At 52.6% G+C, this 6,233-nt stretch carries 8 protein-coding genes and 1 pseudogene; all 9 read right to left on the bottom strand.

The window, feature by feature from the left end; all coding sequences use genetic code 11:
• A partial coding sequence (gene traJ / locus H8S64_RS21820) for a conjugative transposon protein TraJ (RefSeq protein WP_186978697.1) occupies positions 1-651 on the bottom strand: 651 nt, incomplete at its 3' end.
• Positions 652-670: 19 nt separating this feature from the next.
• Positions 671-1,297 carry a DUF4141 domain-containing protein gene (locus H8S64_RS21815; RefSeq protein WP_008648479.1) on the bottom strand — a complete coding sequence of 209 codons (627 nt, stop codon included), beginning with the start codon at positions 1,295-1,297 and terminating at the stop codon, positions 671-673.
• Entirely contained in the window at positions 1,297-1,647 is a 351-nt protein-coding gene (locus H8S64_RS21810) for a DUF3876 domain-containing protein (protein WP_004326111.1), read from the bottom strand. Before H8S64_RS21810 ends, H8S64_RS21815 begins: the two co-directional genes overlap by 1 nt.
• A gap of 11 nt (positions 1,648-1,658) precedes the next feature.
• Positions 1,659-4,172 carry a TraG family conjugative transposon ATPase gene (locus H8S64_RS21805; RefSeq protein WP_186978696.1) on the bottom strand — a complete coding sequence of 838 codons (2,514 nt, stop codon included), beginning with the start codon at positions 4,170-4,172 and terminating at the stop codon, positions 1,659-1,661.
• The gene (locus H8S64_RS21800) at positions 4,169-4,504 is read right to left on the bottom strand and encodes a DUF4133 domain-containing protein (RefSeq protein WP_007845738.1); all 336 of its coding nucleotides are present in this window, start codon (positions 4,502-4,504) and stop codon (positions 4,169-4,171) included. The genes H8S64_RS21805 and H8S64_RS21800 overlap by 4 nt, the downstream gene beginning before the upstream one ends.
• Positions 4,505-4,514: 10 nt before the next feature.
• Entirely contained in the window at positions 4,515-4,811 is a 297-nt protein-coding gene (locus tag H8S64_RS21795; RefSeq protein ID WP_004308755.1) for a DUF4134 domain-containing protein, read from the bottom strand.
• A gap of 169 nt (positions 4,812-4,980) precedes the next feature.
• Positions 4,981-5,643 carry a hypothetical protein gene (locus H8S64_RS21790; protein WP_186978695.1) on the bottom strand — a complete coding sequence of 221 codons (663 nt, stop codon included), beginning with the start codon at positions 5,641-5,643 and terminating at the stop codon, positions 4,981-4,983.
• A gap of 2 nt (positions 5,644-5,645) precedes the next feature.
• Positions 5,646-6,047, bottom strand: coding sequence for a DUF3408 domain-containing protein (locus H8S64_RS21785; protein WP_186978694.1), 402 nt, complete (start codon positions 6,045-6,047; stop codon positions 5,646-5,648).
• Position 6,048: 1 nt separating this feature from the next.
• Positions 6,049-6,233 (bottom strand): annotated as a pseudogene (locus tag H8S64_RS21780) (ParA family protein); the annotation flags it as partial.

Genomic DNA, 6,233 nt, shown 5'->3' with positions numbered 1-6,233 from the left:
TTGGAAACCGTCATAGACGGAAATCGCAAACGCCAGCGGACCCAGTATGCTTAACACGATTAGGAAGAACGTGCGCAGCGTGTCTATAATCAGCCCCGCCGCCTGAAAGAGCATTTCCAATAACTCCCTGAACCAGTCCCGGACGGACTTCTTTATATTATAAGCCGTCCTGTCCATGTACATGCCCGTCATAGTCACCATGTCGGAGGGCGACCAGCCCAGTTCTTCCAGTTGTCGGTCAAATTCCTCGTCCGATGCGAGGTAAGCCGTTTCGGGGCTTCGCATCAGGGCTTCATATTCCAGTCGGTCTTTCTGCGCCCGGTACTCGTTCATGTCGAAAGTCTGCGTTTCCATAAGCTGGTTGCACCCTTTCACCACTGGCGACAATACCGTGTTGATAGTCCCCAGTACGAAAGTTGGAAAAAACATGATGCACAGCCCCAGTGCAAAGGGACGCAGGAGCGGGTACACGTCTATGGGTTCGGCACGTGCGAGCGACTGCCACACTTTGGCGGCTACATAGAACAAAGCTCCCAGCCCGGCTATCCCTTTGGCTACCCCCGTCATGTTGCTGCACAAGGGCATCATTTCATCGTACAGCACCCGCAACACTTGGTGCAGGTTGTCAAAATCCACCGCTGCTAATAACATAGGCATACCGATTTATATGTTACCAGTAGCGTTCATCCGCCGAGCCGTAGAGAGCCAGCACCCGGTCGGTGTCGTTCTTCTTCTTCGCCCGCAGGTAGGACACGGATATGTTCTTTCGGGTGTAGTAGTTCACGAGGTTGCGGTAGTTGAGCAGGCTTTTATAGGCGTTGTTGATTACCGCCAGCCTTTCGGCATCCGTCAGCGACATGCCCGTCACGTTCACTACATTCTTCAAGTCCTGCAACACGTCCGCACTTTCGGAGAGCAGCTTTGCGTACCCGGCTGAAATGGCGGTGAGTTCATCCGGCGTGTAGTTCGGGTCTGCCAGCATGTTCTGATAGTTTCGCACGTAGATTTCGGATATTTCCGCCACCAGCTCAATGGACTTCTTCACCTTGATGCCGCCCTTGACAACATCGTGTACCGCTTTGAGCGCATCGTAATATTTTTTACCCTGCTGGAAAATCTTCTGCGCTTCCATGAAGCCGTCCAGCGTGTTCTTGGCAGTGGTGGAAGTCTGCACTATCTGCTTGGTGGTGTTGATGATGCCCTGCGCCAAGTTGCCGGGGTCTGACACCACCCACTGTGCGGATGCCTTGCCGATGAAGCAAAGGCACACCGCCATAAGGAGAATTGTTCTTTTCATTATCTTTTGTTTTCAGGGTTTGTAACTCGTTTGTATTCGCCGCCGGGCATGAGCGTTATCCGGTCGGTCTTTTTGTCATAGGTGAACTGTATGCGGAAGCCCGTTTCGATGAACAGGCAGCCGTTCCGTTCTGTTACCGGGTAAGCCGTTTCCAGTATTCTGCCCCTGACATTCGCTTTCCGGGTGACGGTGTATCTGCCGCCCGTTTCCGAGAGTGTGAAAGCCGGGTGTCCCCTGACGTGTACCCAATAGCCCTGCATCCTTTCCAGCTCCTTGCTTCCGCTGTCCTCGCAGCCCGCCAGCAGGCAGGCGGACAATAGCGTGTATATCAGATTGTCAATCCATTTCATGTTCCTAATTTTTAAGTTGTTGATGATTGGGGATTTCTTTTGCTTTCTGCAAGCCGCTTGATAGCCAGTTCAAGGTTGCCGCCCAGCTTGTCGGCGAGGGCGAACAGTTCCATTTTCTCGCTTTCCTCGGTCGTGTACGTGTAATATTCTTCCAATGAAACTTCCGTGGCATATACCGCCGATTGTGTGCCGCCCAGCGAGAAGAACACTTCCTTGTACTTCCGTCCGGGGTGGTTCGCCATGTTGATAGACAATATCTGCGAACGCTCCTTGTCGGTCAGTCCCAAGAGGTTCTGTATGCTGTCGAACTTGTTGAGATATTTTCGCTGGTCTAACAATATTTTGCAGTCCGAGTTATTGATGATACTTTCTTTCACGATAGGGGAAGAAATAATATCCTCTACCTCTTGCGTGACTACAATCGCTTCCCCGAAATACTTTCGGACTGTTTTGTAGAGGTAGCGGATATAGTCCGCCATGTTCGCCGATGCAATCGCTTTCCACGCTTCCTCGATTAGTATTAACTTCCTTATCCCCTTTAACTTGCGCATCTTGTTTATAAAGGCTTCCATGATGATGATAGTTGTTACCGGGAATAAAATCTTGTGGTCTTTGATATTATCCAACTCAAAGACAATGAAGCGTTTATGCAGCAAATCCAGTTCCTTGTCGGAGTTCAGCAGGTAGTCGTACTCACCGCCACGATAGTACGGTTCAAGCACGTTCAGGAAATTGTCAATGTCAAAATCCTTTTCCCTGACGTTCTTCTGTTCAAGCTGTCGGCGGTAATCATCCCGGACAAACTCGTAGAACGTGTTGAAGCAGGGTGTTACCGACCTGTCGCCCGTGATACGTTCGATATAGGCACTTACCGCATTGGACAACGCCACTTCTTCTGACCGCTTCGGGGCTTCATCGTCCCGCTTCCACAGGGTGAGTATAAGGGTCTTGATACTCTCTTTCTTCTCGATGTCGAATACCCCGTCCTCGACATAGAACGGGTTGAACGCTATCGGGTTCTCGTTGGTGTAGGTGAAATAAATCCCGTCCTCGCCGTGCGTGCGGTTGTGGATAAGCCGGGACAGCCCCAAGTAACTGTTACCCGTATCGACCAGCAGCACGTGCGCACCCTGCTCGTAATACTGGCGCACCATGTGGTTGGTAAAGAAGGACTTACCCGACCCGCTCGGCCCAAGTATGAACTTGTTTCTGTTGGTCGTGATGCCTTTCTTCATGGGCAAATCCGATATGTCGATGTGCAGCGGGCGACCGCTTACCCTGTCCACCATTTTGATGCCGAACGGCGAAAGCGAACTCTTGTAGTTCGTTTCTTCCACGAACAGGCAGAGAGCCTGCCCCAAGAACGTGTAGAAACTTTCCTCTGCGGGGAAGTCGGCTTCGTTGCCGGGTATGCCCGCCCAAAAGAGCGTGGGCGTGTCGGTGGTGTTGTGGCGTGGCTTGCACTCCATTAGCGCAAGCTGGCTTCCCACATCGTTGCGTATGCGTTTGAGTTCGTCCCTATCGTCACTCCATGCCATGACGTTACAGTGGCAGCGTACCGAAATAAGCCCCTTACTGTGCGCTTCGTTCAGGTACTCGTCTATCCACTCCTTGTTCACTTGGTTGGCACGGGAGTAGCGGGAGAGCGATTGCATGTTCCGGGCGGTCTGCTCGAAGTTCTTCAGGTTTTCAGCGTGGTCGTCTATGAAGATGAACTGGTTATAGACGTGGTTACACGACAACAGCACGCCCACCGGGGCGGCAAAACTTAACCTGCAATCGCTTCTGTCTGTGGACAGCTTCTCAAATCGGCAGTCCGTCCCGACCTTTCCGGGCAAATCTTCCACGTCCGAAAGCGTGTGCAGGCACAGTATATCGTCCCCGACCCGCATTTCTTCCGGGTACAGCCCGATGTCTTTCAGGCAAGTAGTGTCGGTTTGCGAGAGCGAGAAGTATTTCTCGATGATGCCCGCCTTTCCGTCCTGCCCGGTGATTTCCGATGCTGCCAGCCGGGTAAGGGTGACAAAACCGCTGTCGTTCATAATCCTTTCAAACTGCCCGACCGCTTCGATGAACTTTGCCGCCGCTTCCTTGTCGGCTATCTCCTGCGGTACAATCCTTCCCCGGCAAAGGGTGGAGAAGTCGCTCTGTCGGCGGCTTCTCTCCCTTGTCGTTTTCGTCAGGAACAGGTAGCAGTAATGGTTCAGGAACGGGCGTTCATTGAAGTGCCGTTCAAAGGAGCGGCTTAAAAAACTAAGCTCGTCCCTTTCGGTGTCGGGCTGGTAGTTCTCCTTGATGAAGAAGTCCTGCTTGTGTACTATGGAGTAGTCGGGCAGCACCTTGACCGCCTTGTACCACGCCGAATGTATGGCTTCGTACTCGGCACTGGTGACGGTGAACAGTTCGGGCAGTTCCACCCTGAAAGCCACCGTCAGGTCTGCATCCTTTGATATGATGCAGCCGTTCTCCACCGCCAAAAGGGGAAATTTCCTTTCCAACGTGGTAGCCTTTAACATATTCCTCATGTTCTTTCTTCCTTTCTTCTTTTGTAGTTGAACAGCCGGGGTATCGCCTTTCGGCTGATAATGAAGCGTGGGTGTCTTTTGCGTGCGGCAGCTTTCATCAGCCCGTGCGTGCCGTACTTGGCGTTGAGCCGGAACGTCTGCCACACGAGCAGCAGCGAAGCCGACACGATGAAACCGATACATAGCCACTGGTTCACGCCTGCCATGAACAGGACGATGAACACCACGAAGACGGCGAGCAAGCCGCCGCAAAAGATAAAGAGGTACTGGCTTTTCAGCCCCTTGAACTCTACCGGCTTCCCGATACCCCTGTTTACCGGATATTCAGACATTGCCGCCTTTTTAGAGGAAGAACGAACGCAGGATAGTGGCGGCGACAATCAGGAAGATGCACGCCCCGAACCAACTGGCGGCAGTCTTTGAGGTGTCGGGGTCGCCGCTTGAAAACTTGTTATATACTTTTACCCCGCCAATCAAGCCGCAGACCGCCCCGATTGCGTACACCAGTTTTGTTCCGGGGTCAAAATACCCGGTGATTAGGTTCGTGGCTTCGGTGATGCCCGCCTGCCCGTTTCCTTGTGCGTAGGCACTTACCACGGCGGCAAGTATAGCCGCCGACAAGAAGATTTTCTTTCTCATTGTGATTTGTTTTTAATGCCGGGCGGCGGGTGGATAGTCCGCCTTTCCCGGCTGGTGAATAATTTGAAATTTTAGTGGTCGGGGATAGTCCCGTTTGTCTGTTTGGTTTTCAGGTTGCCAATCAACCGTAATCCCGTTGTTTCATGCTGTCAGGCTTATACATTATTAATTATAGGAAATCGTTCATGTCGAACGCTTCGTGTTCCTCGCTTGTATCGCCAGTTCCGGCAGGGACAGCAGCCGTAGCCAGTTCCGCTTCGTTGCGTCCCAGCAGTTCCGCCACCTTTGCCAGCCCGCCGTTGATGTTCTCCACCACCGCATCGTAGAGGTTCGTCCCCTCAATGCTTGCCAGTGTCCCGGCGGTTTGCCGTTTCTCCGCTTCGGTGGGGTTGTCGGCGTTCGCCGTGCGTACCGCTTCGCCCAGTTCATCGAAGCTCACGCCCGTAGCCCGCCCGGTATCATCGTCACCGTCCATGTACCCGGCTATTTCCTCGTCCTCGTAGTCGGGTTCGTCATTCTCGTAATCGGGTGTTTCTTCCGCTTCGGCTGCTGTTTCCGGAATGTTTTCTTCCGGCTGTCCGTCAGCCTGCGGCGCAAAAATAGTATCATTTTCAGCCGCTTGCGGGATGTGTCCCGATTTGTCCTGCGCTGTCCCGATTAGTCCGCCCTTGTATCGGCTTTCACCTATCAGCGTGTAGCCCGAAACCTCGTTTCGTGGGAGTGGCGCATCATCCGTTCTGCCCGGTGATGTCCGGCTGTCCGTGTAGCGATACCACAGCCATAGGGCGATATAGTACACCAAAAGCCCGGTAAGTATGCAATAGATTACCATAGTCAGACAGGCTTTTGGAAGTGGCTTTCGTACAGGGTGTTTATCTCGTCTTGGTACTGCTCGAAGTGCCGCAGCAGAATGTTTTCCACGTAGCTGCTTACCGTCACCTTGCGCCCGCCTATCACTGTCACGATACGCATCAGCTTTTCGTGCGTGGTACGGCTCACGTACAAGGGCTGTCGGTCTGCCAGTTCTACTTTCTGAAAGTAGGTTTCCCGGTAGTCGCCCGTGCCGCCCTTGCGCTTGCGGGGTGTCGGTTTCTCTACTTGCACCGTTTCTGTTTGTGTTTCTTGCGGTACATCATTCGTCTTATTATTATCTTGTTTACTGGGAACACCCTGCGAGATAAGCTCTTTCATGAAATCCTCGTCTATCTTCGGCATCCCGCCGCTTTGCTTTGCCATATCATTTTAATTTGATGTAGTACGTTATTTCGGTTATCAGTTCTTCCAAGTTGCTTCCCCTTACCAGCGGGCGGCTGGCGGGAAAGAGCGTGGAGCGGAACACCGCCTTTTTATCCGCCACCAGTTCCTTTTTGTAGCGTTTGGTATCGGGGATAAAGGTTTTCATCAGCGGCAGTTCCAGTTCCT

The organism is Butyricimonas hominis (genome assembly GCF_014287455.1).
Lineage (GTDB): Bacteria > Bacteroidota > Bacteroidia > Bacteroidales > Marinifilaceae > Butyricimonas > Butyricimonas muris.
Note: the sequence above shows the minus strand (reverse complement) of the source record. Positions and strands in the feature narration are given on the sequence as shown.

Bases quoted from the DNA above. Each gene is read 5' to 3' on its own strand.
- H8S64_RS21815 (WP_008648479.1), bottom strand. From the start codon at position 1,297: ATGAAAAGAACAATTCTCCTTATGGCGGTGTGCCTTTGCTTCATCGGC.
- H8S64_RS21810 (WP_004326111.1), bottom strand. From the start codon at position 1,647: ATGAAATGGATTGACAATCTGATATACACGCTATTGTCCGCCTGCCTG.
- H8S64_RS21805 (WP_186978696.1), bottom strand. From the start codon at position 4,172: ATGAGGAATATGTTAAAGGCTACCACGTTGGAAAGGAAATTTCCCCTT.
- H8S64_RS21800 (WP_007845738.1), bottom strand. From the start codon at position 4,504: ATGTCTGAATATCCGGTAAACAGGGGTATCGGGAAGCCGGTAGAGTTC.
- H8S64_RS21795 (WP_004308755.1), bottom strand. From the start codon at position 4,811: ATGAGAAAGAAAATCTTCTTGTCGGCGGCTATACTTGCCGCCGTGGTA.
- H8S64_RS21790 (WP_186978695.1), bottom strand. From the start codon at position 5,643: ATGGTAATCTATTGCATACTTACCGGGCTTTTGGTGTACTATATCGCC.
- H8S64_RS21785 (WP_186978694.1), bottom strand. From the start codon at position 6,047: ATGGCAAAGCAAAGCGGCGGGATGCCGAAGATAGACGAGGATTTCATG.